This is a genomic window from uncultured Maricaulis sp. (assembly GCF_963975345.1).
In the GTDB taxonomy this organism is placed as follows: Bacteria; Pseudomonadota; Alphaproteobacteria; order Caulobacterales; family Maricaulaceae; genus Maricaulis.
On sequence record NZ_CAXBGE010000001.1, the window covers coordinates 69043 to 95876 of the forward strand.

The window sequence follows — 26834 nt, forward strand, 5'->3', positions numbered from 1 at the left end:
TGGCCCGATCACCAGATCGAGACGCGCTCTTCAGGCGGCAGGTAGAGGGCGTCGCCCTCCTGAATATCGAACGCTGCATACCAAGCGTCCAGATTCCGCAGGACGCCATTGGTCCGGTATTGTGACGGGCTGTGCGGATCGGTTGTCAGGCGCGAGACGAGATTGTCCTCACGATACAGCCGGCGCCAGACCTGAGCCCAGGCCAGGAAGAAGCGCTGATCACCGGTATAACCGTCAATCACCGGCGCTTCACCGCCGCAGCAGGAGTCGAGATACTGGTGGTAGGCGGTATAGGCCATCTGAACCCCACCCAGATCGCCGATATTCTCGCCCATGGTGAATTCACCATTCACGAACATGCCTTCGATCGGAGAATAACCATTATACTGGGCTTCCAGCCGTCCGGCACGCTCCTCGAAGCGTGCGTCGGTGGCGGGGGTCCACCAATCGCGGATCGAACCGTCAAAATCGAAGCGGCGGCCCTGATCGTCGAAGCCATGTCCGATTTCGTGTCCGATCACCGCACCGATTGCGCCATAATTGACGGCAGCATCTGCATTTGGATCAAAGAAGGGCGGCTGAAGTATGCCGGCCGGGAAGGTGATCTGGTTCATCAACGGATTATAGGAGGCATTGATGGTCTGCGGCGGGTAGGGCCATTGACCGCGGTCGACCGGCCCGGCCAGATCTTCCAATTGCTGGTTCCAGACGAAGTCATTGACGCGCATCATATTGCCGAACAGATCGTCAGAGGTGATCTGCAGATCGGAATAATCCTGCCATTCGTCGGGATAGCCAATACGCGGCTCGAAGGTGGAGAGCTTGCGAAGTGCGTTGGCACGCGTCTCGTCATCCATCCATTCCGAAGCGTTGAGCCGGCCTTCCAACGCGGTGACGAGATTGGCGACCAGGCCTTCCATCGCCGCTTTCGACGAGGCCGGGAAATGGCGCTCGACATAGATTTGGCCGACGGCTTCACCGAGTTGCTGGCCGACAATATTGACGCCACGCCGGTCGCGCGGGCGTTGTTCGTCCGTGCCATTGAGGATGTGGCCGTAGAAGTCGAAATCGGCCTGGTCGAATGCTGCCGGCAGATTGCCGGCATTGTTCTGCAGGAAATGGAAGGTCAGATAATCCTGCCAGACACTGACCGGCGTTTCCTCGAAGATGCGTCCCGTGCCCTCGATGGCGCTCGGCTGCGCGACGAGATAGGTCGCAACGCCGTCGAGGCCGAGCGTGGTCATGGCGGTGGTCAGGTCGAGCTGTGGCGCCAGCTCGCTGAGCTGCTCCAGCGGCATTGGATTGTAGATTTCCTGGATATTGCGCGAGCGTGCCTGCGTCCAATGCACCTCGGCCAGCCGGGTTTCGAGCGCCATGATGGCGTCCGCCTTGTCGGTGCCGCCGTCAATGCCAGCCAGATCGAGCATCTGTGCGATGAAGGCGACATAGGCTTCGCGGTAGCGGGCGTAGTTCTCGTTTTCCAGATCGACATAATAATCGCGGTCCGGCAGGCCCAACCCGCCCTGGCCGACAAAGACCGTATAGCGCGTGGTATCCGCCGGGTCCGGGATAACCCCGACGCCGAGCGGAGCGTTTTGGTGGATATCGGCGAACAAGGCCCGGATATCTTCATGCGTGGTCGCGGCTGCGATGGCATCGAGGTAAGGCTGCGCGGGCGTGAGGCCCCGCGTCTCAACGGTCTCGGTATCCATCCAGCTGCCATAGAGATCGCCGACTTTTTGCTCGATTGTCCCCTGGGCGGGGTGATCGGCAGCGAGGTCGAGAATGATCTCTTGGACATCCTCTTCGGCTTCCAGCGCCAGCTCGGTGAACATGCCGTAATTGGACAGATCCGCTGGAATTTCGGTTGTGTCGAGCCAATGGCCATTGGCAAAGCGGAAGAAGTCGTCGCCCGGCGCATATGCCAAGTCCATACCGTCTTGGTCGAAACCCCAATCGCCGAGCTGCGGCGCGGCTTGGGTCGCAGTATTGGCGCTCAACTCGGTGTCGACGCTGGACACACCAGCCTGGTTGCAGGCCGCAAGGAGCACGCACATCGCGCTGCTCAACAATAACTTTTTCATAGATAAATCCCCTGGCTATTTAAAAAAAGAACCCCGCGCAGGTTATCGCGCGGGGTCCGTTCTGGCTACTCGGCTGGCGAATGGTCGAGATGACCGGGCATTTCGCCGTGGGCGAAATCGGTGTCGGCATAATCCTCGCCCAACCGGGGCTGTTTCTTGCCGGTCCACAGGCCGCGGAACAGACGAATGACGTCCACTCCGATGGCGTAGAGGGCCGGGATCAGCAGCAAGGTCAAAAACAGGGCGAAGATAACGGCAAAGCCGAGTGCGACGACCATGGGCTTGAGGAATTCCGCTTGGGTCGACCGCGCCGACATCATCGGCAGGATGCCGAGGAAAGTCGTGACCGACGTCAGCAGGATCGGACGGAAGCGTTGCACCCCGGCGTCGACCAGCGCCTGAAAGGCGCCGACGCCCTCCTCACGAAGCCGGTTGACGAAATCCATCAGCACGAGATTGTCGTTGATGACGACCCCTGCCGCCGCGCCAACTCCGAAATAGGAAAAGAGGGCGATCGGGATTCCGAACATATAGTGGCCGAAAATGGCACCGGTCAGTGCGAACGGGATGGCGATCATGATCAGGATCGGCTGGGTATAACTGCGGAAGGCAACGGCGAGCAGGATATACATCGCTACCAGTGCCATTCCGAGCAGGCCGGTCAATTCGCTCATGAACTCGGCCTGACCTTCGGACTGGCCAATTTCGTCGCGGCTAATGCCGGGGAAGCGCGCTTCCCATCCGTCCCAGAATTCCTCATCGAGACTGGTTGAGATATCGCCGCGTGCGGCCGGATCAGATAATTGCGCGCTGACGGTAACGGTGCGCATGCCATTGCGACGATTGATCCGGTTGAGGCCGGGGGCAAAATTGACGTCAGCCACAGCCGAGAGCGGGACTTCCCGTCCATCACTGGTGCGGATGCGCAGCTCGCGCAGCGTATCGAGCGAACGGCGGGCGCCTTCTTCCAGCCGGACCATGACCCGGACATCCTGGCCGTCGCGCGGATTGCGTTGGGCCTCCTCGCCATAGAAAGCCTGACGGACCTGGCGCGTCACGTCCTGCAGCGTCAGCCCAAGAGACTGGGCATCGGGACGCAGGCTGAATTGCAATTCCTCGGTCGAGGTCTGCAGCGAGTCCACGACGTCGTAGAGCGTGTCATAGCTGCGCAATTGCGTTTTCAGATCGTCGGCTGCAGCTCGCAGGACCGCGAGGTCCGGGTGAGAAATCGCGAAATCAACTTCGTCGCCGCCATCATTGAAGGTCGAGTCAAGGGTGACTTCCTCAGCATCGGGAATCGGGCCGAGGAATTCGCGGATCTTTAGTGCGACTTCCGAAGTGGCAAGCAGGCCAGGCCGGACTTCCGGTTCCGCCAGCGTGATCCAGGCCCGGACGCGGCCATCAGACGCGATTGTCGATCGGCTGAGGATCATGTCGCCCTCACCCGGAAACAGGTCGCGATAGTAATGCATCGCCTCGTCCTGGGCATCGTCAAGCTGTTGCCGAACGAGTTCGGTGCGGCTCCATGGCGTGCCTTCGGCGAGCTGGATATTGACCTGGACGGTCTCACTTTCGATCTGCGGCATGAAGACCGAACCGACGCGATTGGTCATCATCAGCGCGATCGAGAAGGCGAATATGCCGAAGAATACGACCAGCGTGGCGTAGCGGTTGCGGATCGCAAACTTGATCATCGGACGATAAATAGTGCGAGCAAACCAGATCATGGACTCAGCGATGACGCGCTGGAACTTGATTAGCGGGCCAAAGAAGCCGGTCGTCTTTTGTGGCTTCATGTGGGCCAAGTGAGCCGGCAGGATCAGCAGGGACTCGATCAGCGAGAAGGCTAGGGCCGCAATCACCACGAGCGCGATTTGCTTGGTGAATTGCACCATTGGACCGGACAACAGCATGAAGGGCATGAACATCATCGCCGTCGTGATGATCGCGAAAATGACCGGCTTGAGCACCATTTGCGTGCCAACAATTGAGGCCGTCAGCCCGTTCTCTCCGCGCTCGACGCGGTCGTGAATATTCTCCCCGACGACGATCGCGTCATCGACGACGATGCCGATCACCAACAGGAAGGCGAATAGCGACAGCATGTTCAGCGTCACGCCGAGCATGGGCAACAGCAGGAAGGCGCCACCGAAGGCGACGAAAATGCCACCGGTCACCCAGAAGGCGACAATCGGGCGCAAGAAGAGAAAAAGTACGATCAGCACCAGCAGTCCGCCCGAAAGCGCCGAGTTGAGGATGATCGACATACGCGCATTGTAAGCGGTGGAATTGTCCCACCACAGCGACAGCCCGACGCCGTCCGGCAATTCCAGCTGCTTGCGATCAATATAGTCACGCACGCTCTTCGAAACATCGACCACATCAATGCCTGGCGTCGTCAGCACGACGATCAGCGCCATCGGCTCGCCGTCGAAGGTCGCAGCCAGATTGGCGTCGACGAAGCCGTCGGTAACATGCGCCACGTCGCGCACCCGCAAAGTGCCGCCAGCGGCAGTTTGGCGAACGATGATGTCCTCGAAATCGCTCTGTGAGTTCGCCTGCTGGCGTGAGGTCAGGCTGACTTCGCCCTGATCTGTCCGCACGCGTCCGGCCGAGGCATTGAGCGAGCTGGAGCGGATGGCGCGTACGACTTCGTCGAAGCTGAGATTATAGCGCTGCAGATTGTCCTCAGACAGCTCGACCGAGACTTCTTCATTGAGGGTCGCCCAGACATTGACCAGGGAGGAGCCGGGCAGTTGAGCCACTTCGTCCCGAATTTCACGGGCAATCTGCTGCAGATCGCGGCGATCAACGAATCCGTGGACGGCAAACCCGATCACCTGATCCTGATTAATCCAGGGCTGCACCACTGGCCGGTAGGAGGATTGCGGCAGGTTGCTGACGGAGTCGACCTTGAGTTTGATGTTGTCGATGAACTCGCCGATATCGACCGAGGGCAAGCCTTCGACATTGACATTGCCACTGCCCTCGCGCGCCGTTGACGTGATCGTGTCGACGCCTTCGAGGTCGGCCAAGGCCTCCTCAATGCGCACGATGATCTGTTCTTCAATCTCCCGCGGCGAGGCCCCCGGCCAGGCGACCGAGATCGAGGCGCCATTGACCGGAATGGTCGGGTAGACTTCACGGTTCAGCTCGGAATAGCCGAAAATGCCACCAATCAGGGCGACGACCATGAGCAGGTTGGCCGCGACGGAATTGCGGGCCCACCAGCCAATAATGCCGCGCGGTGCGTCGTCTTGTGTCGTGTTCGGGTCGGTCATGGCCGTCTCCTGGTCGGATCGTCGAACTAGCCGGCGCTCGCAACGGTTTCACCGTCGCTGCCATTGGCATCAGTTTCGGGTTGGTCGTCATCACTCTCGGACTCGATGACTGCCGAATAGGCCGAAATGACCTCGCCGGTCGTGTCGAGTGAGCGCAAACGCATGCCGGTATTGGCCCCGCGGATCGGTGAGACCACAACCATTTCTCCGTCCACAACCCCGGAGGAGACGACCAGCCGGTCGGCGGTCGAAGTCACAACATTCACGGTGCGGATATCCAGCGTGCCGCCTTCGTTGACGACATAGACGCTGTTTTCGCCGCGAAGGGCAGAACGCGGTAAAACCACCGCACCATCAACGCTGCGTCCCTCGATTTCGGCATCAACGAAGAGGCCGACAGCCAGGGGAGCGCCGCCGCTCGCTGCAGCACCATAGGGGTCATCCACTTGGGCGGTGGCGTAGAGGACGCGGGTTTGTGGATCGATCGCGCCCTCGGTGCGGGTGATGTAGCCGGTCCAGGTCCGCGCTTCGCCGGCCAGCACGGCCGTCAGTGTCACGGGAATCCGGTCCGCCTGGTTGGTTGCTTCGAAGGCAATTGGAATACCCAGCAGGCCGAGATCATTATCGGTCAGTGGCAAGCGCACCAGGATGGCATCCGTCGAGAAGACTTCGCCGAGCTGCGTGCCAATGGTCACGAATTGGCCGACATCGGCGCTCTTGACCCGCACGCGGCCGTCAAACGGGGCGGACACACGTGTGCGTCCGAGATCAAGCCGGGCCGACTGCAGGCTGGCTTGGGCGCTGGCGAGTTGTGCCCGGGCCTCGGCGAGCTGGGGCTCGCGCAGCGTCAGTGCCGAAGCGGGACCGTCACCCAGATCTGCCCATTCGCTTTCGGCCAGCTCGGCTTCGGCCTGTTCGCGAACCAATCCCTGCTGCGCTTGCGCCACGAGGGCTTCCGCGCGGGTTACGGCGAGGTGGTAGTCGGCGGCTTCGATCTGGATCAGTGTTTCACCAGCTTCAAAAAACCCACCTTCGATGAAGTTCGGATTGACGTAGGTGATACGGCCGGAAACCTGCGGCACCAGATTGATCTGGGTGCGCGGCCGGGCCTGGCCTTGGGAGTGAACCACCAGAGCCACGGTCTCCTGCCGCGCTTCATCAACGAAGACAGCAATCGGCTGCGGCGTTGCGTTCGCACGCTGGGGCTCTGGCTTCGTGGCGATGAGGGCGACCACTGCGAGAACCACAACGATGCCGGCGATGCCGAAAATGATGAAACGTCCCATGATTATTCTCCTGTCTGCGCGGCCGGGTCTGCGGAAGGGGCCGCGGAGAAGTCGCCGGCGATGGCGAGGTAAAGATCGACACGGTTCGTCGCGCGATCACGACGAGCCGAAACATATTGGCTCTCGGCGCTGATACGCCGGCTTTGGGCATTCAAAAGATCGAAAATTGTAGCGACGCCGCTCGCATACTGGCGGATCACCAGCGACTCTGCCTCGGCGGCTTCGTTAAAGGCCCGCTGCAGGCTGTCGACGCGCCGGGCGAGGATGGCGTCGGCATAAATCGCATTCTCGGCCTCCTGCCAGGCATTCAGCACAGTGGAGACATAGGCAGCGGCCTGTAGCCGGGCATTTGCCTCGGCCTGGTCGCGTTGGGCCCGCAGGCTCCCGCCGGCGAAAATCGGGGCGGCAATCGACGCCGTCAGATTGGATACCAGGGTGTCGAGATCGAACATGTCAGCGACATCGACGCCGCCGCTGCCAGTGCTGCCGCTGAGGGACAGTCTCGGGAACAGGGCCTTTCCGGCGGCATCGGCGCGCAATCCGGCGGCGACCAGTCGGCGTTCGGCGGCCCGGACATCAGGCCGACGGCTCAGCAAATCAGCGGGTGAACCGACGCTGGCGAGGGTGTCAATTTGCGGGAAGTCGCCGTCCCGTGAAATCTGTCCGGACGGATAGCGTCCCAACAATGTTTCAAGGCTGCGCGCCGCGACGGCTTCGGCTCTCTGCCGTGAGGCGAGGGCGGCCTGCGACGAGGCCAAGGCACTACGTGCCGTGCGAACATCTGAGCTGCGTGCCAGACCGCGCGTGAAACGCCTGTCGGTCAGGTCGAGTGCGTTCTGGCTACGCTGGACATCGCGGGCTGCAAGCTCGCCTTGTTGGCGCGCCTCGATCAGCGCCAGCCAACCTTTGGCTACGAAGCCAGCGACTGAAAGTCTGGCACCGCGCAAATCGTCGGCTGCCGCTTCGGCATCGAGCGAACCGGCATCGGCACCATTGCGAACCCGGCCCCACAAATCGACTTCCCAAGAGGAAGATAGCCCAAGTGAGAAGCTGTCGGAACCGGCGCCCCGATAGGGTTCGGTCCGCGAAACTTCCGATCCAAGGTTCAGTGTTGGCAAGCGGCCGGCGCCAGCAATCCGCGCACCGGCGCGGGCGGCATCATATCGAGCGAGAGACTGCGCCATGCCTGGATTGGCGATCAGCGCCTCATCGACGAGGGCTGCCAGTTGCGGCGCGCCCAGCGATTGAATCCAGTCTTGGGTTTCAATCTCGCCGGCACCATCGGCGATTGCCGACCATGCTTCCGGCGTTGGTGGCAGGAGGGTATCAGGCTGAAAAGCCGGAATGTTGGCGCAAGAGGCCACTGTCAGGGCCGTCGCGACGATCAGTAGGCTTTTCTGCATGCGATGTTCCTGCGTGTGGTGATTTCCTGATTTCCGCCAAACTAGGGAGCCCATAGCGAATGTCAACAGATTTTTATCGAAAAACACTAAAACATTAGCGAATGACATGAAAACCCTCTCGATTTTCGAGATGTAAAATACAGCCAATAAACGTCATTTTGGGATCGGCTTCGTCGCAGCCCCGGAATGTGCGATATCAGTGTGTAGAGTGCCCATATCCGCTCCGGATCGGGCGGTGTTATATGCCTAGTCGCGATGCACAAGGCGAATGAAACTTGAGAAAGGTCGACGTGGACAGCCAGCCATCAATCCGAATTCGCCGCCGCGACACAGCCATCGTCGCGACAATGGGCTCCCTGGTGCTCGTTCTGTTTTGGCTGTTCGGCGAACTCGGCTTCGTCGAGACCTTCGTGGCGATCACCACGTTCGCCGGCTTGTCGACCTTCTACTATCTGACGGTCAGCACGACGTTGAACGCATCCTCCATGCCGTCTGCAGTCCGTGTTGCTCACCCGACGGATGCTGTCGCCGCGTCAGCGGATGTCATGCTGCAGCATCTGCCGATCCCGGTGATGTTGATCGGGCCGGGCGGCCGGATCGAGATGGCCAATCCGGCCGCGCGCGAATTTCTTGGCCTCGGTGCATTGGAGGGGCATTTATCGTCGGTGCTCCGGCAACCGCGTGTGATTGAGGCCGTCGGCGCCGCCTTGCAGGGCGAGAAGGTGCAGCCGGTGGAATATGCCACGCTGGCGCCGGTTGAAAGCCATGTCCGCGCCATCATTGCACCGATACAGCCCACGGGTGATTCAGTTCCCCACTGGCGCGCGATGCTGGTCCTCGCCGACGAAACCTCGATCAAGCGGGCGGATCGCATGCGGGCCGATTTTCTGGCGAATGCGAGCCATGAATTGCGGACGCCCCTCACCTCGCTGGCCGGGTTTATCGAGACCCTGCGCGGGCACGCCAAGGATGATCCGGAGGCGCGGGAGCGGTTTCTGGCGATCATGTTCGACCAGACCGAGCGGATGAGCCGCTTGATCAATGACTTACTGTCCCTGTCGCGCATCGAGATGGATGAGCATGTTCCGCCCATCGGCGACGTCGATCTGACGGTGCTTGCTGGTGAAGTCATCGCTCTCTTGGGGCCCCAGACCGCCGACAAAAAGATCGTTCTGAGCCTCGAAGCGCCAGAGCCAGCGCGCGTGGTCGGCGATCGGGACCAGTTGATGGAGGTTCTCCAGAATCTGATCGAAAACGCGATCAAATACGCGCCGGTTGATTCCGGTGTGCTGGTTCGGATTGAGCCCGCGCAGAGCCGTGATCAGGTCGAGCGGCCAGCTCCGATACTGGGCGATGATGCCGGCCGGTTGACGTTGGCGGCGCCGAAATCGGGGCCGGGCGAGCGCTATATTGCGGTGCGGGTTCGCGATTCAGGACCTGGAATCAAACGTCGCGATTTGCTGCGATTGTCAGAACGTTTTTATCGGGTTAGCGGCCAGAAGAGCGGAGCCAGCGAGGGCACCGGGCTTGGACTGGCGATCGTCAAACACATCGTCAATCGTCATCGCGGCGGCTTGACCGTTGAAAGTGTTCCGGGCGGCGGCTCTGTATTTTCTGTCTTTTTCCCGACCGTGACCAAGGCGGGCGTGGAAGCAGACAGGCCATGACGGCCGATCATCGCCAACGAAATACCGGCTCGTTCGGCTGTCATAAAACTGTTGTCTACCTGTCATAAAGTCTCGCTGGGCATCCGGTGACTTGCTGATGACCTCCTGCTATCTGCGGCATTGCGCCGAACGACCGAAGGCTTGAGCTCTGCATGTCGATTATCGCCATCGTTTCCTTCGCACTCCTCGTCATGGTCGCTGGTGGCTTCTATGTCGGCCGGTCTCGTGCGATCGCGTCGGTGAAAGGTGCCACGGCCGGATTGCACTCGCTGCCGAATTATCACGGCTATTTTGTTGCGATCTGGACTGGCGTTCCGGCGCTTCTGCTGTTGGCGATTTATGCGATTTTTGGCGGCCAACTGGTCGAACGTCTCGCCATCGGCAGCCTGCAAGCCGACGCCGTATCGATCAATGCGGTGCTGGACGATCAGCTCGCCGGTGACGCCGACTTTACCGAACTCACCCAAGCTGCCACCGGGTTGAGGGTTCGCGTCGAGGGTTTGAACCAGGATATCCTGGATCTGCGCAATGCCCGCGGTGACCAGCGAGATCCCGACCGTCTCAATCAACTACAGGCCGAACAGATTGAAGCTTTGAATCTGTCGACCGCGGCGGAGGATGCGGCGCGACTTCGGCGGCAGGCTGTTGTCGACGAAGTCGAATCCGGCGCAGTGGCCAATGGCGCCAGTGACCGGGCTCTGGCTGGCTATGAACTCGAGCAAGCGCCACGCGAACGGCGGCAGTTATTTCTGTCGGACAGCCGGCGGATTGCTCGCGGCGAGTTGGCCAGCCGGCAATCGCCGCAATTGCGCGCTGCGGCCCAGGCCATCACGCATTACAGCGTTTGGCTGAAATACGGTGCGGCAATAATGGCCTTGCTGGTTGCTGTGGTTGGCTTTGCCGTGACCCGCGCCCAGGTTTCCGGCCAGTTCAGGGCCCGCAATAATGTCGAACGGTTGGTGACGGCGGCATTGTTTGTCTCATCAGTGATCGCCATTCTCACCACGGTTGGCATCGTTCTGTCGCTCTTGTTCGAGAGCCTTCGCTTCTTTGCATCGGTGCCCGTGCTCGATTTCCTGTTTGGTCTGCAGTGGAGCCCCCAGATGGCGATCCGCGCCGACCAGGTCGGCCAGTCCGGTGCCTTCGGGGCTGTGCCCCTGTTTGCGGGCACCGCGATGATCACGGTTATTGCCATGGTGGTGGCCGTGCCGATCGGTCTGTTTTCCGCGATTTATCTGTCGGAATATGCCGGCCCGAATTTTCGCCAAATCGCCAAACCCGTGCTCGAAATACTCGCGGGAATCCCGACCGTTGTGTATGGATTTTTCGCCTTGCTGGCGGTTGGCCCGGCGATCCGCGTCCTGTTTAGCGCCCTGGGCTTTGAAAGTGTCGTGACTCAAAGCGCGCTTTCGGCAGGTCTCGTGATGGGGGTGATGATTATCCCCTTCATTTCCTCGCTTAGCGATGACGTCATCAATGCTGTACCGCAATCGCTGCGCGACGGCTCGTTTGCGATGGGGGCCACCCGCTCCGAGACGATCACGCAAATCGTGATGCCGGCGGCCCTGCCGGGCATTGTCGGTGCGATTTTGCTGGCGGTCAGCCGTGCTGTCGGCGAGACGATGATCGTGGTCATGGCGGCCGGACAGGGTGCCAATCTGACGGCGAACCCGCTGGAGTCTGTTACGACGATCACCGTGCAGATCGTGATGCTCCTGACGGGCGACCAGGAATTCGACAGTCCCAAAACCCTGTCGGCCTTCGCGCTTGGCCTGGTGCTGTTTGTGATGACTTTGATCATGAATATCGTCGCGCTGCGCGTGGTCCAGAAGTATCGGGAAAAATATGACTGATACGAGCCCTGCCTTCCCCGTACGTGAGCGCGTCGAAAAGCGATTGGCCAAGCGTTACCGCGCCGAGCTGCGCTTCCGGTCTGCCGGACTGACGGCAATCGGTCTTGCGGTCGCGATCCTGTTCATTCTGATCGGATCGATCGCCAGCGAGGGCCTGCCGGCCTTCACGGCCCATGAGCTCGTACTGCCTGTCTCGCTAGATCGTGAGCTGGTCGATCCGGAAGGCGATGGATCGGAAGCTTCACTGCGTCGCGGCTCCTATAACCGTGTTCTCCAGAACGCCTTGCGCGAAGAGTTTCCTGGCGTCACGTCACGCGGTGATGTGCGCACGCTGTTCCGACTTTACACCCCGCTGAACGCAACCCGTTTGATGGATGCGGTGCTGCAAGACCCCGGGCTGATCGGTACGAATTACGTCTTCACAATGCCCTTGGCCGACGATCTCGACCTGTATCTCAAAGGCCGGCTCGTCGAGGACCGCACCCTGCCGGTCGGCGGACTTCTATCCGTCGCGCCGGAGGGCGAGGGCGTTGTCCTGCGCTCGAGCACGGGCGATTTCGCGGCGCTGGCGCGCGAGATCGGACAATCGATGGGCGCTGAGGCGCGGATATTGGAATTGCGGTCTCAGCAGGTGGGCGAGGCGGTCGAACAGGCGCCGATCGAGGATGCGGCGCGACTGCAAGCCGAAGGCGACCGCCACGCCGCCGCCGCCGAGCGATTGCGGCAGGCCGCGTTGGCGGCAAACGGGTTTCTGCCGATCACGACAGAAATGCCGAGCATTATTGTTGAAGCGGATGGGCAGGCTTTCAGGATCAACGAATTGGCGGTGGATGGCAGCACGGCTCGCGGTGTCGCCCTGTTGGGCAATGGTGAGGTTGCCGACGCAAGCGCTTGGACGCTCTATGTGATCGATACGCCGGAGGCGAGCCGCCGGGTGTCTGATCAGCTGATTGTCTGGACACGTTCGCTGGTCGCACGCGGCGTGATCAAAGCCGGCTTCAATACCTATCTGTTCACCAATGCCGACTCGCGCGAGCCGGAACTGGCCGGGGTGAAGGGCGCTTTGTATGGCTCGATCCTCACCATGATTATCACCATGTTCCTGTCGGTTCCCATCGGGGTTTTCACCGCAGTTTATCTTGAGGAATATGCGCCGAAGAACCGCTTCACCGATCTGATTGAGGTCAACATCAATAATCTGGCCGCCGTCCCGTCAATCGTGTTCGGCCTGCTGGGTCTGGCGGTGTTCATCAATGCCTTCGGTCTGCCGCGATCCGCGCCACTGGTCGGTGGGTTGGTGCTCTCCTTGATGACTTTGCCAACGGTGATCATCGCGACCCGGGCCGCCCTCAAAGCGGTGCCACCGTCAATTCGTCAGGCGGCGCTCGGGATTGGCGCCTCCAAGACGCAATCGGTGTTTCACCATGTCCTGCCCTTGGCGGCGCCGGGCATTCTCACCGGCTCGATCATTGGCCTTGCCCAAGCGCTGGGTGAAACGGCGCCCTTGTTGATGATCGGCATGGTCGCCTTCATCGCCGATGCGCCGAGCCTCGGCCTGGCCGGTTTCACCGAGCCCGCGACCGTGATGCCTGTTCAAATTTTCCTGTGGTCAGATGGCGCGGAGCGCGCTTTCGAAGCGCGCACTGCTGCGGCCATTCTCATTCTTCTGGCGCTGATGATCAGCTTCAATGCTGTTGCGATCTATCTGCGCCGCCGCTTCGAACGAAGGTGGTAGCGTCATGTTTGACACCGAAATCCAACCAACCGTCTATCACAAGAATTCGCTTGGCTCCTCGCCGGTCAAGGTGGAGGTGCGCGATGTCAGCGTGTCCTACGGCGAGAAGCAGGCCTTGTTCAATGTCTCGCTCGACATCCCAGATCACAGCGTGACTGCTTTCATCGGACCGTCGGGTTGCGGCAAGTCGACCTTTCTGCGCTGCATGAACCGGATGAATGATACGATCGAGGGCGCGCGCGTTACCGGTTCTCTCAAGATCGATGGTGCCGAGATCAACGACCGCGCGGTCGATCCGGTGGTGTTGCGTGCCAGCGTCGGCATGGTGTTCCAGAAGCCCAATCCGTTTCCGAAATCGATCTATGACAATGTTGCTTACGGCCCCCGCATCCACGGGCTGGCCTCCAGCCGATCCGAACTTGACGACGTTGTAGAGCACAGTCTGCGCAAGGCCGGGCTCTGGGCCGAGGTCTCGGACCGCCTGCAGGATCCCGGCACGGGGCTTTCTGGCGGCCAGCAACAGCGGCTGGTGATCGCCCGCGCGATTGCGGTGAGTCCGGAAGTCATTTTGATGGATGAGCCCTGTTCGGCGCTCGACCCGATCGCGACCGCGAAGATCGAGGAATTGATCGATGAGTTGCGCGAAAACTATTGCATCATCATCGTGACCCACTCGATGCAACAGGCGGCGCGGGTGTCACAAATGACCGCATTTTTCCACATGGGCTCGCTGATTGAAGTGGGCCCGACCGAGGAGATTTTCACCAATCCCCTCGAATCGCGAACTCAGGACTACATCACCGGACGCTTCGGCTAACGAGGCGATTGTCCCAGGAGGGCCAAATGGCGCTATCCAAGCATACACATATCGTGACGGCCTATGGTGAGGAGCTGGACAAGCTCGCCGACGAACTTGCGCGCATGGGCGGTCTTGTGGAGATGCAGCTCGAGGCGGCGGTTGCCGCTGTTGTACGGCGCGATGCATCGGTGATCCCGGAGGTTCGCAAGCGCGAGGTTCAGGTCAATGCGATGCAGGTCGATATCGAGAAGCGGGTGATCCGGCTCTTCGCCCTGCGCCAGCCGCTCGCGACGGATTTGCGGATGACAATTTCCTCCCTCAAGATCGCCAGCGATCTGGAACGGGTTGGCGATCTCGCCAAGAATATCGCTTACCGGTCCAAGAAGCTGGTCGGTTTCGCACCCTTGGAACTGATGCACAGTGTTGAGCGGCTCGGCGTGATCGTCGGCAAGCAATTGCACGAAGTGCTTGATGCCCTGTCATCCTTCGACATTGAGCCGGCGGTTCGTGTTTGGCGCAATGATGATGAGGTCGATGACCACTATAACGGTCTGATCCGCGAAATGTTGCTGGCCATGTCCAAAGACCCCAGCTTGGTCGGGCCGGGCGCGCACATCCTGTTTGTCGCCAAAAACCTCGAACGCGTTGGTGATCATGCGACCAATATCGCGGAGGCCTTGCACTATATCGTCACGGGCGAAGCGCTTGAATCCACTGACCATCCACCGGCTTGATGAGCTGATCAGGAGAGTCGATCATGCAGCCTCAAATACTTGTCGTGGAAGACGAGGACGCATTGGCCACCCTGCTTCAGTATAATCTGGACCGGGAAGGCTATCAGGTCACCATCGCCCGCGATGGCGAGGAAGCGCTGATGCTTGCCGCTGAGGCCACGCCCGATCTCGTTCTGGTGGACTGGATGCTGCCGAAAGTGTCGGGAATTGAGGTATGCCGCCGCCTGCGAGGGCGCCAGGAGACCAGCAATATTCCGATCATAATGCTGACGGCGCGCGGTGAGGAATCCGACCGGGTCCGCGGACTCGATATTGGTGCCGATGATTACATCGTCAAACCCTTCTCGATGACCGAATTATTTGCCCGGATTCGCGCGGTGCTACGCCGGATCCGTCCGGGTCTGGCGGAGGATGTCACGACCGGCGGCGATATCGCAATCGATCGGGTCGCGCACCGGGTCAGAAGAGGGCAACGCGAGATTCATCTCGGTCCGACCGAATTCCGCATGCTGGACTATTTGATGCAACACCCAAGACGGGTCTTCTCGCGCGAGCAATTGCTCGATGCGGTCTGGGGCTCGGATGTCTATGTCGAGGCGCGAACCGTCGATGTCCATGTCGGCCGTTTGCGCAAGGCGTTGAACAAGCCCGGGGAGGTCGATCCGATCCGGACCGTTCGCTCTGCCGGCTATGCGTTCGAGATCAACGGCGACTGATCGCCGAACCGGTCGCGCTCGCCAAACAAGCCTGCAAAACAGAACGGCCGCCCCGAGGGGCGGCCGCTGCATGACGGGATCTGAAAAAATGCGATCCGATCAGAAATTATAACGTCGTGTTGCGGTGATGGAGTTCAGTGCGGCCGTCGCTTCGCCGCTGCGGCGGCGTTTCTGGCTGGGCTGATAGGCCATATTGGCGTGAGCATCGCAGTAAGCATTGCTGGCGCCGGTCTTGCGGCCGCAGAAGCGGAAGCTGGCTTGAGCCGGGTCGCCGATTGGCCATTTGCACATGCTGTCCTTCAAGGTGAGGACTGTGGCAAATTCGCCGGATGGCAGAACAGCTGGCTCCACGGGGGCCGATGGGATCGTCGCCGGTGCCGAAGGGGCGGGACGAGCGGCGCGGGCCGGTTCGGTCAAGGTGGCCGTAGTGCGTGGCCGCGAGGGCTTTGCTGGTCGGCGGGCCGGCCGAGACGGTGTCGCACGCCCCGATAAACCCAGCCGGTGGACCTTGCCAATCACAGCGTTACGGGTGACACCGCCCAGCTGTTTGGCAATCTGACTCGCACTCAGGCCTTCCGACCAAAGTTTCTTGAGTTCTTCGACACGTTCGTCAGTCCAGGCCATCGCAACTCTCTCCCGGTTGGGATGCACTAGCCACCTTGATGATGGTAAACAGCGCACACCTCAATTCATGATTAATTACACTATATATTGTAGCCAACGAGACAAAAACCACAAGATCAGGCTCGCACCAATCCTGTGGAAAGCTCACTTGCAAGCCAAATCGTTAACGTTGATGGTTACTGAAACCTTAAGGGTAATCCGTTATGAGTCCTGCTGCTTCCAGACCCGTCGCCAGTCCGCGCACATTCGGTGCGATTAACGGGCTCGGCCTGTGGACGCTGTATAAAAAGGAAGTCCGCCGCTTTCTTAAAGTCACAACGCAAACCGTGTTGGCGCCGGTTGCGACGACCTTGCTGTATATGACAGTTTTCGCCGTCGCGCTGGGGTCAGGCCGTGCTGCAATTCACGGCATTTCCTTCGTCGAATTCCTCGCACCGGGCCTGATCATGATGGGGCTGCTGAATAATGCTTTCGCCAACACCTCCTCCTCCATCCTGGTGAGCAAAGTGCAGGGCAATGCCGTCGATTTCCTGATGCCGCCCCTGTCTGCGCTTGAGCTGGAGATTGCCTTCATTGGCGGGGCCGTGACGCGCGGTTTGCTGGTCGCACTGGTCACGGCGCTGACGCTTGTGCCCTTCGTCGATGTCATCCCGGTGCACTATTGGGCGGTGGCCTATTTCGGCGTCGGTGCTGCAGCGATGCTGGGGATGATCGGCATTCTCGGTGGGCTGTGGGCGGAGAAATTCGATCACATGGCGGCGGTCACGACATTTGTCATCACGCCGCTCACCTTCCTGTCTGGCACTTTTTACTCGATCAACCGCCTGCCGGAATCCATCCGTTTGATCAGCCAGTTCAACCCGTTTTTCTACATGATTGACGGGTTTCGCTACGGCTTCACCGGCGTCGCCGACGGTTCCTTGACGGTCGGTGTCCTGCTGGTCGGTGCCATCAATCTGGCGCTGGCGATTGTCTGCTACGTGCTGCTGCGTGCAGGCTGGCGCTTGAAGAGCTGAACAGACCGGCCTAGACCGTCATTGCGCTGATACGCGGCGCGTTCACACAATCCGGAGAGACCCGATGCCTGCGCCTATGATGGATACCTACGCTCCGCCAGAACTCGTTTTCGACCACGGCAAAGGCGTTCGGCTGTACACCGAAGCCGGTGACAGTTATCTCGATTTCATCGCCGGTATCGCTGTGAACTGCCTCGGTCATGCGCACCCCAAAGCGGTCGCTGCGCTGACCGAACAGGCCGGAAAATTATGGCATTTGTCCAACATGTTCCGCGTTCCGGCCGGGGTCGAACTGGCCGACAAATTGACCGGCGCGACCTTTGCGGACCGCGTCTTCTTCACCAATTCCGGCACGGAAGCCGTCGAGTGCGCGCTGAAAACGGCGCGGCGCTATCAGTTCGTCACCGGCAATCCGCAGCGCTATCGCATCATCACCTTCACCGGTGCCTTTCATGGCCGCACCTATGGCGCCATCAATGCCGGCGGTAATCCGAAATACCTCGAAGGCTTCGGCCCGGCGATGGAAGGGTTCGACCATGTCGAATTCGGCAATCTTGATGCTGTGCGCGCCGTCCTTTCCGAAGAAACCGCTGCGATCTGTGTCGAGCCGGTCCAGGGCGAGGGCGGTGTGCGCGCGGGCGATGACGCCTTCCTGCGCGGCCTGCGTCAGATCTGCGATGAAAACGGCCTGATGCTGATTTATGATGAAGTCCAGTGTGGCGCGGGCCGTACCGGCAAGCTGTTCGCTCACCAATGGGTTGAGGGCGCCGATCCCGATATCATGGCCTCGGCCAAGGGCCTTGGCGGCGGCTTCCCGATGGGCGCTTGCCTGGCGACCGAAGCGGCTGCCCAGGGCATGGTCGTCGGTACGCACGGCTCCACCTATGGCGGTGGGCCTCTGGCCATGGCCGTCGGCAATGTCGTGTTTGACGAGCTGACCTCGGACGGCTTCCTCGAGCATGTCGTCGAGATGGCGAATTTCATGCAGCAGCAATTGCATGGTCTCGCCGACCGTCATCCCGACAAGATCGAGGAAGTACGCGGCAAGGGCCTGTTGCTCGGTATCAAGCTGAAGCCAGGCTTCGATCCCAAAAAGCTTCTTGTGCTGGCGCGTGATCGCCATCTGCTGATCGGCGCTGCCGGCGACAATGTCGCCCGGATGGCGCCGCCACTGGTCATCACCCGTGAGGATGCCAGCGAGGCCATTGCGATCCTCGACGAGGCACTGGGCGCACTTTAGGCGAACTTCATGACCGATATCACGCCCGCAATACCCGGCGAGCCGGGTGATTTTATCGCGGGCTTCCAGGTTGAAGGCCGTGCGGTGCGGGGGCGTGTCCTCCGCTCCGCCGGCACGCTTGACCAGATCCTGTCGGCCCATGATTTCCCCGAGCCGGTCGCGCGCCTGTTGGGCGAGGCCGTTGTGCTGGCTGGCCTGGTGGGCCCGGCGCTCAAATTCGATGGGCGTCTGATCATTCAGGCCAATGGCACCGGCCCGGTCTCCTTCATCGTCGCTGAATACACCACGGGCGAAGGCGTACGCGGTTTCGCCAAGATGGATCGCGATGCCGTGCTGGCAGCCCTTGCGGCTGCCGACAAGGACACACCGACGATCAAGACCCTGCTCGGCGAGGGGTATTTCGCGATGACGATCGATCAGGGCCCCGAGATGGACCAGTATCAGGGCGTCGTGCCGCTCGAGGGCGGCAGCTTGGCCGTGATCGCCGAGCATTACTTCACCCAGTCCGAACAGACACCGACGCGGCTGCGCATGGCGGTTGGCGAAGTGTGGACGCAAGAGGGTGGCAAGCAGTGGCGCGGCGGTGGGGCGCTGTTGCAGGCGGTCGCCGGCGATGAAAGCCGTGGCTCGGCCAAGGATGATTGGGACCATGTCCGCGCCCTGTTCGAAACCATCAGCGATGACGAATTGCTCGATCCTCTGCTCTCAGCGGGCGGGCTGCTCTATCGTCTCTTCCATGAAGATGGCGTGCGTCTGCTTGATCCCGAAGTGCTGCAGCGGCGCTGTTCGTGTGAACGCGAACGCCTGTTGCGGATCGTCGCCAGCTTTCCCGCTGACGATCAGGAACACATGACCCGCGACGGCAAGATCGTCATGACCTGCGAATACTGCAATCGCGACTGGAATTTCCTGCCCGATGAAGTGGCGGCAGTCGAGCGCTGACCCCGTCGGATCAGGACCGCCAGAAGCGCGGCATGATCACCACCAGCACGGCGAGCACTTCCAGCCGGCCGATCAGCATATTGCCGGTGAGGATCCATTTGGCGGTGTCAGGCAGGGTCTGGAATGTCCCCGCCGGGCCGATAATGTCGCCCAGACCGGGCCCGACATTGGCCAGTGATGTGGCTGCACCGGAGAGCGCCGTTGTCAGATCAAGCCCGATCGCCGAAAGCAGGGCGGCGCTGATCGCGTAGACGGCGAAGAAGACAAAGAAAAAGCCGAGCACCGAGTGCAGCGCACTGTCGGCGACCGGCCGGCCATTATAGCGCATCGGGAAAATCGCGTTGGGTCGCAGCAAGTGCGCGAGATAGCGGCGGATTGCGGTTCCGGCAATCTGGTAGCGGAAGATCTTGATGCTGCAACTGGTCGATCCGGCGCAGCCGCCGATGAACATGAAGACGAAGAAGGTCGCTTCCGCCGCCGCGCCCCAACTGCCGTAATCGGTGGTCGCATAGCCGGTGCCGGTGATGATCGAGACGGCGTTGAAACTTGCCATCCGCCAGGCGGCCTCATCGCCATGGACCCCGGTCGCAACCAGCACGCCGGTCAGGATGGCTGTGGACAGCAGCACGACAAACAGGAAGCCGCGCGCCTGGGCGTCCTTCAGGATCACTTGCGGCTTGCCGCGCAAGGCCATCACCAGCAGCGTGAAGGGCAGGGCGGCGGCGATCATGAAGACCAGGGTGATCATGTCGGCGCCGGTGTGCATGAATTTGCCCATCGACTGATCCGAGGTCGAGAAGCCGCCGGTTGAAAGTGTCGCCATTGCATGGGCCGTGGCGTCGAGCAAATTCATGCCAGAGATCAAATAGGCCACCGCGCAGATCAGCGTCAGCAGCGCGTAGACGGCTGAGATATTGGCGGCAATCTGGGTTGCCTTGGGCAGGACCTTGTCGGTCTTGTCGCCGGTTTCGAGCAGGAAGAGCTGCATCCCGCCCACTCCAAGCATCGGCCAGAAGGCCATCGCGGTGACGATGATGCCGATCCCGCCGAGCCATTGCAGGATGGCGCGCCAGAGCAGAAAGCCGGGCGGCCGGAAATCCAGCCCGGTCAGCACGGTCGCGCCGGTTGTCGTCAGGCCCGAGACGGCTTCGAACAGGGCATCGGTCCAGTTCATGCCCTCGCCGGCGAGCCGTAGCGGAAGGGCTGCCGTGATCGACAGCGCAATCCAGGCGCCGACCATCAACAGGAAAACGCCGCGCGGCGTGATGAAGTCGACCGGCCCGCGATTGGCCAGCGAGATCGAGCCGCCGAAAAACAGGCCCAGAACCGAGGACAGGAAAAAGGCGCGGGCGCTTTCGGTTTCCTCGGCGATCAGATCGACAATCCCCGGCACCAGCATGCCGGCCGACAATACCGTGACCATCATGCCGATCATGAAGACGACGGGCCGCAAGGACATATTCAATGCAACGCACTCCGCAGTGAGGGGCGCGTGACGAGCGGGGTGTTAGTGGAGGCTGAGGCGGTCATAGGGCCGGTCCAGCGGAAAATCGGGAATGATGGCGGCAAAGCTGTCGCCGCCTTCGCGGCGCATTTCATAACTGCCGCTCATGAAGCCGGACGGCGTCGAGAGGGGTGCACCGCTGGTGTAGCGAAAGCGTTCGCCAGGGCGAATCACCGGTTGCTCGCCGACGACGCCGGGGCCCTGCACATGTTCGCTACGGCCCATTGAATCGGTAATCACCCATTGGCGCGAGATCAGCTGTACCGGTTGAGCCGATGTGTTTTCAATCTCGACGGTATAGGCCCAGACATAACGGCCTTCATCGGGCTCGGACTCGTCTTCAAGATAGTCCGGGCTGACACAGATTTTCACACCATCGGTTTCGTGTTCATACATGGTGTCATATCCGTCCATTGCCGCCGGATCGCTTCGCGACCGGGTTCAACTCAGGCCCATCATCCGCCCGCCCGCGACATCGCTCAACCCCCTACGGTCAGCATGGCTGGACAGGCGGCGGTGGATGTCGGACATCTGAGCCCCTTTCGCAGCTATCCTGATCCCGTCATGTCCGCTTCCGGTATTCTTCCAGACCATCAGCTTAAAGCCCTGTTCGACCAGGGTGTGATCGCGGCGGACATACCGCCCGACGCGGCACAGATCCAGCCGGCCAGCATCGATTTGCGGCTCGGCAGCAAAGCTTTCCGTCTGCGCGCCAGTTTTCTGCCTGGCAAGGCGATGACGGTCGCCGAGCGCCTCGCCGACGATTTGGTGATGCACACGGTCGATCTGCGCGGCGGTGCCGTGCTGGAAACCGGATGTGTTTATCTCGCACCGCTGCAGGAAAGTCTCAAACTGCCAGCGGGCCTCACCGCGGCGATGAATCCGAAAAGCTCAACCGGGCGGATCGATGTCTTCACCCGCGTCATCACTGACCACGGCATTGCTTTCGACCAGGCCCCTGTCGGTTATGAGGGGCCGCTCTACGCGGAAATTTGCCCGCGTACCTTTTCCATTTTGGCGCGCGAGGGCGACCGGTTGAGCCAGATCCGGTTTCGCCGCGGTGCCCACACTCGCTTGCGCGAAGTAACGGTGAGCGTCGATCTGGCCGGGTTTGGTGACGGGATTGTCGGTTATCGGGCCCGCCGCCATGCCGGCTTGGTTGACCTGTCGAAGCTTGGTGGCCATCCCAGTGCCCGCTTCTGGGAGCCGATGACGGCGCCGGACAAGCGCTTGGTGCTCGATCCGGGCGAGTTCTACATTCTCGCCTCACGCGAAGCGGTCTCGATCGGGCTCAACGAAGCCGCCGAAATGGCACCGATTGCGCCGGAAATCGGTGAATTCCGCGCCCATTATGCCGGGTTTTTTGACCCCGGTTTCGGGATTGCCGAGACCGGTGGCTCGGGTAGTCGGGCGGTTCTGGAGGTCCGCGGCTATGATGTGCCTTTCATTCTGGATCACGGCCAGGCGATCGCACGCTTGGTGTATGAGCCGATGTTTGGACCGCCGGTGCGTGCCTATGGCGCTGTGGCGTCAAACTACCAGGCGCAAGGGCTCAAGCTGTCGAAATTCTTCTCCGATTGAAATGATTGCAGGGATGATGCCCGCAGGGCTTGATCCCGGTGCGCTGGTAGTTGACTTTACCGGGAGGTGACCCGCAGGTCACAGTCGCAATTGGGGAAGGGGTCAATCATGCGAAATTTGGCAATTCTAGTGGGCTTGGCGTTCGCGCTCATGGCACCGGCACAGGCGCAACCCGTGCCGAGCGTCGATGATTATGCGGCGCTTGCGAACATGACATCGGTCAGCATTTCGCCGAATGGTGAGCGGATCGTGTTCATTGCCGGTGAGCGGCGTTCGGATCGCAACATCATCGTGGCGTCTCTTGTGGGCGGTGCCCCAATCGTGATTGATGGCGGTGACGACCAGATTGTGGTTGGCACCTCTTGGCTCAGCAATGAGCACATTCTGGTTTCCTACAGCCAGAGACGGCGGATTGCCTCGCTTGGTGAACGGGTTGATGTCGGTCGGCCCTACATCATTCGCGTGGCAGACCAGAATGTCGTCGAATTGCCGCTCAACACGCGCATTGTCGATATCGATATGGACGACGAGGACAATGTTCTCGTCACCGTGCCCTATTCCAGCGGTGGGGTCGTTTTCCAACGTCAGGCTCTCGACCGCGAGCGGTCCCGGCGGGTTTTTCCCTCTGACGAGGGCTATAATTATGTCCTCAACGCCGAAGGCGAACCCTTCGTTCGTTACAAGGGCGGTTGGGGCGACACATTCGAGCTCTGGACCAAATATGGCACCGGAAGCTGGCATCGCGTTCACACCGAACGGTTTGAACTGAAGCGCGAATTCCAGTTTGCAAGCCGCACCACGCGCGACTGGGTCGGGGTCATCGAGGGGATTGATGGGCTTGATGCGACCGGGCGCTACGGCTATTTCTCGTCGGAAACCATGGGCGAGCATGGCACCGAGACACCGGGCCGCCGCCGTGCCGTTTTCCGCTATGACTTCCAGGAAGAAACAATCGAGGGACCGCTGGTGTCTTCGGATATCTCGGACGTCGACAATTTCATGACCGATTGGCGCACGCACGCCGTCATTGGTGTGTCATGGGATGAGGAGCGCCGGCATGTCGAATATTTCGACCCGGAATTCCAGGAACTCTACGACCAATTGGTCGGCTTCTTTCCGGACTCGAACGTTCACATCGTCAGCTGGGATGCCGCGTTCCGAAAGGTTGTGGTCAATATTTCCGGTGGACACACCTCGGGCGCCTATTACCTGCTTGATCGTGTTTCCGGTGATGTCTCGCTGTTGGCGCCCTCTCGGCCGCGCATTCCCGATGATGCCATGGCACCGGTGGAAATCATCCATTATACAGCCCAGGACGGTCTCCAGTTATTTGGCTATCTGACCCTGCCACCGGGCCGGAACGCGCGGGACCTGCCCGCCGTGCTGCTGCCGCATGGCGGCCCTGAGGCACGTGATTTTTATGGCGTTGACCCGTGGGCCCAATTCCTGGCTGCCCGTGGCTATGCCGTTTTCCAGCCGGAGTTTCGCGGTTCCGGCGGGTTTGGCGTCGAGTTTGCCGAGCTTGGCTATGAGCACTGGGGCGAGGCGATGCAGACCGACCTTTGGGACGGCATGCAGGTTCTGGTCGATCAGGGCATTGTTGATCCTGGCCGGGTCTGCATTTTCGGCTGGAGCTATGGCGGCTATGCGGCTTATGCCGGCGCGACACTGACACCTGACCTGTATCGCTGTGTCATCGCAGGGGCCGGCGTGTCCGACATTCTGACCATGATGGATTATGAACGCGGTCGGCTCGGCGGTGGTTCCCAGGCCTATTGGGCTCGAAATATTGGCGATTGGCGCCGGGACCCTGCCCATATCGCGGCGATTTCACCAGCGCAGCAGGTGAATAATATCACGGCACCGATGATGATCATCCACGGCACAGATGATCTGATCGTGCCTTTCACCCAGGCCGAATATATGGCGCGGGCGATGGATGCCGCCGGTAAACCCTATGAGATGGTGGCGATCCAGGACGGACCCCACCAGTCCTATAGGATGACGGTCGATAATCAGCGCGAGCTCTACACCAATCTGGAACGCTTCCTGTTGGAGCACAATCCGCCGGATCCGGCGCCGTAGCCGTTCAGGACTGCAAATGAAGAGAAAGGCCGGTCTATTGACCGGCCTTTTTTCTATGTTGCGATGAGACTCGCCGCCACGAAAATCGTCGCAGACGTTCGTGATCTGAATTTCTGGTTGTGTCGCGTCAAGGAGTGTAGCAACTTCAAATTGCTTGAATGGGGGGATTCGATGCGCTTTTTACTGATCATACTGGCATTGGTCAGCCTGCAGCCGGCGGCCATCGGCCAAGCGCCTCCGTCGATCGAAGACTTTGCCGCCTTGCCCAACATGGCGCTGGTCCGGATATCCCCGGATGGCAGCCACCTTGCCTTCATCTCCGGTGAGAGCTGGGAGGAGCGCAATATCGTCATCGTCACGTTGGACGGTTCCGAACAGCCGGTTGTTATCGATGTTGGAGACGATCAGGTCGTCAATTCGATGAGGTTTGCCAGCAATACTCATCTGTGGCTGACCTACATGTATCGCGGCACCTTTTGGGGTATGGGCGAAGAGAATTATATTTGGCGCGAATATCTGCTTCGGATTTCGGACCAGCATGTGGTCGAGCTTGATTACGGAACTGAATTTGCATCGATTAATGAGCAGGACGCGGACTCGGTTTTGACTTGGGTGCCGGCCGATCGGAACACACCCAACAGCGCTTCGTCGCGCCGCCGCGGCGGTGAAGGTTACAGCCTCTTCCAACAGGGGTTGGACCGCAAAACCGCGCGAAGCCGCGAATTTCTCGGCACACGTGATTTCGAATATATTTTGAATGCGCAAGATCAGCCGATCATTCGACAGCGAGGGGGAGGCGAGGGTGCTGATCCCTACGAGCTATGGACCACCCAAGGGACCGGCGAATGGCACAGGGTTTATTCCGAGCGTCAGACACTCGATCGCGAATTCCACTTCGCGGCCCGCAATTGGCAGGAGTGGACAGCCGCACTGCCTTGGGTGTCGGGCGTCGATCCGACCGGGCGCTATGCCTATTTTCGCTCCGATGCTGATCGTGATGCGGCAAACACCTTGCCGGGCCGACGGCGCGCGCTGTTTCGGTTCGATCTTGTCGAGGAGCGGATTGAAGGGCCGATTCTCAGCTCAGACATCGCCGATGTCGGCGGCTTGATCACGGATTGGCGCACGAATGCGGTGATTGGTGCGAGGGTTGAGGAAGAGCGGCCACGTCAGGTGTATTTCGATCCGCAATTCCAGCAATTGCAATCTGATATCGAAGCGGCTTTCCCGCAGTCGAATGTCAATATCGTTAATTGGGATCGGGCTTTCGACAAGGTTGTCCTTCACGTCGAGGGCGGCGAAACCTCGGGCGCGTATTATCTGATCAATCCGGGAACTGGCGATGTCAGGCTTCTGGCACGCTCACGGCCCCGCATCGCCGATGCGCAGGTTTCGCCGGTCGAGATTGTGCATTACGATGCGCGCGACGGGCTCGGCCTGTTTGGCTATCTGACGCTTCCGGTCGGACGCGATGCGCATGATCTGCCTCTGGTCCTGATGCCGCATGGCGGCCCGGAATCGCGGGACTATTACGGCTTTGACGAGTGGTCCCAATTGCTCGCTTCGCGCGGCTATGCCGTGTTCCAGCCCCAGTTTCGTGGCTCCGGCGGCTATGGTGTTGAGCTCGCCGAGCTTGGCTATGGGCAATGGGGTCACGCGATGCAGAACGATCTCGATGACGGTGTCGACGCGCTCGCCGCACGCGGGATTATCGATCCCGACCGGGTCTGTATTTTCGGCTGGAGCTATGGCGGTTACGCGACCCTGGCAGGCATGACGCTGACACCGGATCGGTATCGCTGCGGCATCGCCGGCGCAGGGGTCTCGGATATCGTCGCGATGATGGGCTATGAGCAAGGCCGCAATCGCGGGTCTTCCCAACTCTATTGGGCCCGGAATATCGGCGACTGGCGCGGTGCGCACGAGGCTGCGATCAATGCCGTTTCACCAGCGAAACATGCGAGTGATGTGTCCGCGCCCTTGATGATTATCCACGGCACTGAGGACATCGTTGTCGATTATCATCAGGCGGAAATCATGGCCGAGGCGATGGAAGCGGTCGGGCGGCCCTATGAACTCATATCGATTGAGGGTGGCCGGCATTATTCCAATCAAATGACGGTCGGGGATAAACTCCAGCTCTACACCAACCTGGAACGCTTCCTGCTGGAACATAATCCGCCGGATCCGGCGCCGTAGCGCTTGATGGCACGAACGGATGGGCAAGGGCCGGTCGATAGACTGGCCCATGCTGCTGCTCACCCGCCCGGCCTGCGTGCACGAA

Annotated in this window: 19 protein-coding genes; 12 read left to right on the forward strand and 7 right to left on the reverse strand. The window is 60.5% G+C overall.

Annotation, left to right across the window (positions count from 1 at the left end; translation table 11 throughout):
* Window positions 1-8: 8 nt before the first annotated feature.
* The 4 genes from AAC029_RS00295 to AAC029_RS00310 form a co-directional block, all read right to left on the reverse strand.
* The gene (locus AAC029_RS00295) at window positions 9-2084 is read right to left on the reverse strand and encodes a M13 family metallopeptidase (protein ID WP_339742597.1); all 2076 of its coding nucleotides are present in this window, start codon (window positions 2082-2084) and stop codon (window positions 9-11) included.
* Between the two features lie 65 nt (window positions 2085-2149).
* Window positions 2150-5365, reverse strand: coding sequence for an efflux RND transporter permease subunit (locus tag AAC029_RS00300; RefSeq protein WP_339742599.1), 3216 nt, complete (start codon window positions 5363-5365; stop codon window positions 2150-2152).
* Window positions 5366-5391: 26 nt separating this feature from the next.
* Window positions 5392-6651 (reverse strand): efflux RND transporter periplasmic adaptor subunit, encoded by a 1260-nt coding sequence (locus tag AAC029_RS00305; RefSeq protein ID WP_339742602.1) that lies wholly within the window; start codon window positions 6649-6651, stop codon window positions 5392-5394.
* Window positions 6652-6653: 2 nt separating this feature from the next.
* Entirely contained in the window at window positions 6654-8054 is a 1401-nt protein-coding gene (locus tag AAC029_RS00310; RefSeq protein ID WP_339742604.1) for an efflux transporter outer membrane subunit, read from the reverse strand.
* Window positions 8055-8329: 275 nt separating this feature from the next.
* Between AAC029_RS00310 and AAC029_RS00315 the strand changes: the two genes are divergently transcribed.
* The 6 genes from AAC029_RS00315 (at window position 8330) to phoB (ending at window position 15558) form a co-directional block, all read left to right on the forward strand.
* A complete protein-coding gene (locus AAC029_RS00315; protein ID WP_339742606.1) occupies window positions 8330-9721 on the forward strand; it encodes an ATP-binding protein in 1392 nt (463 codons plus the stop codon).
* A gap of 152 nt (window positions 9722-9873) precedes the next feature.
* A complete protein-coding gene (pstC, locus tag AAC029_RS00320) occupies window positions 9874-11574 on the forward strand; it encodes a phosphate ABC transporter permease subunit PstC (protein WP_339742608.1) in 1701 nt (566 codons plus the stop codon).
* Entirely contained in the window at window positions 11567-13309 is a 1743-nt protein-coding gene (gene pstA, locus AAC029_RS00325; RefSeq protein WP_339742611.1) for a phosphate ABC transporter permease PstA, read from the forward strand. Before pstC ends, pstA begins: the two co-directional genes overlap by 8 nt.
* A gap of 4 nt (window positions 13310-13313) precedes the next feature.
* On the forward strand, window positions 13314-14126 hold the full coding sequence (pstB, locus tag AAC029_RS00330; protein ID WP_339742614.1) for a phosphate ABC transporter ATP-binding protein PstB: 813 nt from the start codon (window positions 13314-13316) through the stop codon (window positions 14124-14126).
* Between the two features lie 26 nt (window positions 14127-14152).
* Window positions 14153-14842: a phosphate signaling complex protein PhoU gene (gene phoU / locus AAC029_RS00335; protein WP_339742616.1), complete on the forward strand. Its 690-nt coding sequence runs from the start codon at window positions 14153-14155 to the stop codon at window positions 14840-14842.
* 23 nt (window positions 14843-14865) lie between these two features.
* Window positions 14866-15558 carry a phosphate regulon transcriptional regulator PhoB gene (phoB, locus tag AAC029_RS00340; protein ID WP_339742618.1) on the forward strand — a complete coding sequence of 231 codons (693 nt, stop codon included), beginning with the start codon at window positions 14866-14868 and terminating at the stop codon, window positions 15556-15558.
* A 99-nt stretch (window positions 15559-15657) separates the two neighbouring features.
* Here phoB and AAC029_RS00345 read toward each other — a convergent pair whose 3' ends face one another.
* Entirely contained in the window at window positions 15658-16182 is a 525-nt protein-coding gene (locus AAC029_RS00345; protein WP_339742621.1) for a GcrA family cell cycle regulator, read from the reverse strand.
* Between the two features lie 203 nt (window positions 16183-16385).
* Between AAC029_RS00345 and AAC029_RS00350 the strand changes: the two genes are divergently transcribed.
* The 3 genes from AAC029_RS00350 (at window position 16386) to AAC029_RS00360 (ending at window position 19380) form a co-directional block, all read left to right on the forward strand.
* Window positions 16386-17198 carry an ABC transporter permease gene (locus AAC029_RS00350; RefSeq protein WP_339742624.1) on the forward strand — a complete coding sequence of 271 codons (813 nt, stop codon included), beginning with the start codon at window positions 16386-16388 and terminating at the stop codon, window positions 17196-17198.
* A gap of 64 nt (window positions 17199-17262) precedes the next feature.
* The gene (locus tag AAC029_RS00355; RefSeq protein ID WP_339742626.1) at window positions 17263-18438 is read left to right on the forward strand and encodes an aspartate aminotransferase family protein; all 1176 of its coding nucleotides are present in this window, start codon (window positions 17263-17265) and stop codon (window positions 18436-18438) included.
* A gap of 9 nt (window positions 18439-18447) precedes the next feature.
* Window positions 18448-19380 (forward strand): Hsp33 family molecular chaperone, encoded by a 933-nt coding sequence (locus tag AAC029_RS00360; RefSeq protein ID WP_339742628.1) that lies wholly within the window; start codon window positions 18448-18450, stop codon window positions 19378-19380.
* Window positions 19381-19390: 10 nt separating this feature from the next.
* Here AAC029_RS00360 and AAC029_RS00365 read toward each other — a convergent pair whose 3' ends face one another.
* Together AAC029_RS00365 and apaG are read right to left on the reverse strand one after the other, a co-directional pair.
* Window positions 19391-20839: a TrkH family potassium uptake protein gene (locus AAC029_RS00365; RefSeq protein WP_339743275.1), complete on the reverse strand. Its 1449-nt coding sequence runs from the start codon at window positions 20837-20839 to the stop codon at window positions 19391-19393.
* 48 nt (window positions 20840-20887) lie between these two features.
* A complete protein-coding gene (gene apaG, locus AAC029_RS00370; protein ID WP_339742630.1) occupies window positions 20888-21280 on the reverse strand; it encodes a Co2+/Mg2+ efflux protein ApaG in 393 nt (130 codons plus the stop codon).
* Window positions 21281-21448: 168 nt separating this feature from the next.
* Between apaG and AAC029_RS00375 the strand changes: the two genes are divergently transcribed.
* The 3 genes from AAC029_RS00375 (at window position 21449) to AAC029_RS00385 (ending at window position 26749) form a co-directional block, all read left to right on the forward strand.
* Entirely contained in the window at window positions 21449-22465 is a 1017-nt protein-coding gene (locus tag AAC029_RS00375; protein WP_339742632.1) for a 2'-deoxycytidine 5'-triphosphate deaminase, read from the forward strand.
* A 108-nt stretch (window positions 22466-22573) separates the two neighbouring features.
* Complete coding sequence (locus AAC029_RS00380; protein ID WP_339742634.1) at window positions 22574-24550, forward strand: prolyl oligopeptidase family serine peptidase; 1977 nt, start codon at window positions 22574-22576, stop codon at window positions 24548-24550.
* Between the two features lie 171 nt (window positions 24551-24721).
* Complete coding sequence (locus AAC029_RS00385; protein WP_339742637.1) at window positions 24722-26749, forward strand: S9 family peptidase; 2028 nt, start codon at window positions 24722-24724, stop codon at window positions 26747-26749.
* Window positions 26750-26834 lie beyond the last annotated feature (85 nt).